Source organism: Paenisporosarcina sp. TG20, assembly GCF_000286315.1.
Lineage (GTDB): Bacteria > Bacillota > Bacilli > Bacillales_A > Planococcaceae > Paenisporosarcina.
Map to the genome: position 1 here is coordinate 1 of NZ_ALJG01000122.1, position 4,001 is coordinate 4,001.

The 4,001-nt window shown below is 39.7% G+C and carries 1 protein-coding gene; it reads left to right on the top strand.

The features are described from left to right. Nucleotides 1-56: 56 nt before the first annotated feature. Nucleotides 57-3,857 (top strand): cell wall-binding repeat-containing protein, encoded by a 3,801-nt coding sequence (locus tag B371_RS21005; RefSeq protein ID WP_019412507.1) that lies wholly within the window; start codon nt 57-59, stop codon nt 3,855-3,857. Nucleotides 3,858-4,001 lie beyond the last annotated feature (144 nt).

Consider the following 4,001-nt stretch of genomic DNA (forward strand, 5'->3'; position numbering starts at 1 on the left):
CTTTTTGAACACGCTCTTTTAGTAAGATATTTCTTTCAATCTTACTAGTAATTTCAATGGTTGTACCGTTTATCGCAGTACCAAGTGCATCAGCAGCAACAGCATTAACTGTTGACGAGGCGATTGGGCAATTTATAGTAGATGCAAAGAAAGATATAACGGTAGAAGGTTATGTAGTTGGCTTTGTTGCTAGCGAATCAAGTGTTGTAAATCCTGCAACAAGTGATACAAATTATGCAATTGCATCTACTCCAGGTGAGACAGATGTAGCTAAAATGATTTATGTTCAACTTCCAAGTTCTCCAGCATCATTAAGAACTGAGTTTGGACTTCTAAAAAACCCAGGTAATCTTGGGAAAAAAGTAGTGATGTCTGGTTCACTAGAAAAATACTTCGGAAGTCATGCTGGTCTAAAAGCACCAACTGCTATGGCATTCGTTGATGACGGAGGGACACCACCACCACCATCAACAGCTGAAGTAATGGAGAACGTTGCGGCTGCTCGTGCAGTGACAGATGAGAATAAATTAATTGAAGTAACTGGAACAGTAACAACAGGCATGGGATTCTGGGGCGGTAAAGCGTTCTATATCCAAGATGCTACTGCAGGACTCTATGTATATACGTCGACAGCTGACGTTCAACCAGGCGATATTGTTAAAATTGAAGGAAAAGTAAGTCCATACAGTGGCGAACTTCAAATTCAACCGTCAAAAATTACCGTTGTTTCTTCAGAAAATTCACTACCTGCTGAACAAGACATCACTCCAGCTGGCGTGAAAGAAGATACGCAAGGTGAACGTATTCAATTAGACAATGTAACAATCACAGATCTGAAATCAGTTAATGATTACGGTTCATTCGAATTCACAGCTACAGATGAAAACGGTGAATCGGTTGTCATCCGTAACGATAACCGTAACGGATTGGATTATGATGACTTCATTAAGCGTTATAAAAATGGCGACCTTGTAAATGTTTCTGGGATCGCATCTAAATTCAACACAACTTACCAAGTTAAAACACTAGGTCTTGAAAGCTTTGACTTAGTTAACAAACCTGATGTGTACACAGATATTTTCCCAGGAACAGTATCTGAAGGAACAGAAATTTCATTAATTTCACCAATTGTTGACGCGGCTATTCACTATACGGTTGATGGTTCAACACCAACAGTTGATAGTACTCTGTACACAGCTCCTATCACATTAACAAAAGACACTACAATTAAGGCGATTGCTGTTAGTGATTCGACTTCTGAAGTCTTCTCATTCACTTATAACGTCTTGAAAGTGGACAACCTTTTAATTCGTGATATTCAAGGAGAAGGTCATTATTCAGATTACGAAGGTGCAGTTGTAAAAGAAATCACGGGTGTTGTTACTCACCTATACAACAGTGCAAACTTTGTTATTCAAGATGTAAATGCAGATGACGATAATACTACTTCTGAAGCAATTATTGTTAACAAAGCTTCGAATGGTTTTGCAGTCGGTGACTTAGTGACCGTTGAAGGATCAGTTGAAGAATGGTATTACGAAGGCTATAAAGAGATGAAAGCAAGTGACTTACCAATTACGCGTATTCTTGCAACAGCAACAGTCGCTAGTGGAACAGCACCTCTTCCTGATGCATTAGTACTCGGCGAAGACATTTTCCAACCGACTGAAATCATTGATAACGATGGCTTAACATCATTTGATCCGGCTGAAGACGGAATCGACTTCTATGAATCCATTGAATTAATGCGTATCGCTGTACCAAATGCAAAAATAGTAGGTCCACAAAAATACGGAGAAGTCGTAGTTGTAGCAGGTAACTCTACAGAAACTGAATTCAATGTTTTAGGTGGAATTAATATTTCAGAAAATGATTACAACCCAGAACGTGTTATCGTTGACTTCGATAATACATCGTACAATGCTAAATCGGGTGACTACTATACTGGCGATATCATCGGAGTAATGGGCTTTGGTTTTGGTAACTTTAAACTGTGGACAGAAGAAGAAAATCTTCCAGAGATCACACGTGTGGAAAAACCAAATCTAATAACTGATATTAACCCAGTACCATATAAACTTACTGTAGCAGCATATAACGTAGAAAACTTCTCAAACAATATTAAACAAACTCCGGATGAAAAAGTGGCGAAAATCGCTAAATCATTCGTTGAAAATATGAAGTCGCCTGATATTATCACACTTGTAGAAGTACAAGATAATGATGGTGCAACAGGGTCAGATAATGCTGATGCGACAGAAAGCTATGAACGTTTGATCGCAGCAATCGTAGAAGCGGGAGGTCCAACGTATGAGTGGACCGATATCGCACCAGAGTACAATCAAGATGGTGGACAACCAGGTGGGAATATCCGCGTAGGTTACCTATACAACCCAGAACGTGTAAAACTGTCTGAAGGAACAAAAGGTAGTTCAACAGAGGCTGTCACTTGGGTAAATGGAGAACTTTCTAAAAACCCTGGTAGAATCTTAGACTTACCACAAGAAAACACACGTAAACCATTAGCGGCTCAATTTGAGTTCCAAGGTCAAAAAGTAGTTGTTATTGGCGCTCACTTAAACTCAAAAGGTGGAGACCAACCGTTATTCGGGAAAAACCAACCTCCATTCTTAGGTTCTGAAGCAGAACGTATCGAGCTTGCAAAAATGATTAACAACTTCATTAAAGAAGGACAAAAGCAAGATCCAGACCTAAAAGTAATCGTTGCTGGTGACATGAATGATTTCGAATTCACACCTACACTTGCGGAACTTAAAGGTGGAATCTTAACAAATTTGGTCGAAAAAGTACCGGCTGATGAACGTTTCTCTTATTACTATCAAGGGAATAACCAAGTACTTGACCATATGTTAGTAACAAACAATATTGCAGACACTGCTATTGTTGATATGATTCACATTAATGCAAATTATATGGAGATGCACGGTCGCGCGTCTGACCATGATCCATTATTGATTCAAGTGGACTTGAAGCCAGGGAAAGCGGTTGGTCGTATTTCAGGATCCGATCGGGGTAAGACAGCTATCGCTATTTCACAAAGTGGCTGGGAAACGGCTAAAACAGTTATTTTAGCCAGAAGTTCTATGTTCCCAGATTCACTCGCTGCAGCTCCACTTGCTTACAAGTTGGATGCACCGATTCTATTAACGAAAGAGAATGGTTTGGCTTCTGAAACCATTGTAGAACTGAAGCGCTTAAAAACTGAAAAAGTTATTATTGTAGGTGGAGAAGGCGCAGTTTCTCAAGACATCGTTAGAAGTCTTTATGCACAAGGAATCTTTGTAGAGAGAATAGCTGGGGCGGATCGCTTCGAGACAGCTGCAAAGGTTGCTATGAAATTAGGTGGAACACCAGAGAAAGCTATTGTAACAGATGGTTATAATTTCCCTGATGCACTTACTATTTCTTCTTATGCTGCACAAAATGGCTATCCGATACTATTAACAAAAACGGATACATTGCCTGAAGCAACTTTAAATGTTTTACAAGCGATTCCGGATACGATTGTTATGGGTGGCGAGAAAGCTGTTTCTGCTGCGGTTGCGGGTCAACTTAATAATCCTGTGAGAATTTTCGGGGATGATCGTTTTGCAACGGGAGCGGCTGTTATTGAGTCATTGGGTCTTCCGACTGATGAAGTGTTTGTAGCTACTGGTTTAAGTTTTGCTGATGCTATGACTGGTTCTGTGCTTGCGGCTAAGAATGGGGCTCATATTATTTTGGTGAGACCGAGTTCTATTCCGACTCCTACTGCAGATTTGATTACGAAGTATGATATTCGTAACTTTACTCTTCTGGGTGGAGAAATGGCTATTAACGGAGCTTTATTTGAATAAGGTAGTTTAGAATGAGAAGAGTCCAGCAACTGTTTCAAGTTGCTGGACTTTTTTTGGCAAGAATAAGAAAGTATACAAATTTAGTGAGCCATGAATCCAGTATTTTAAGGAGTAGTTTCTAGTATGATACCGCTGATTTGCGCT

Bases quoted from the DNA above. Each gene is read 5' to 3' on its own strand.
- B371_RS21005 (WP_019412507.1), top strand. From the start codon at position 57: ATGGTTGTACCGTTTATCGCAGTACCAAGTGCATCAGCAGCAACAGCA.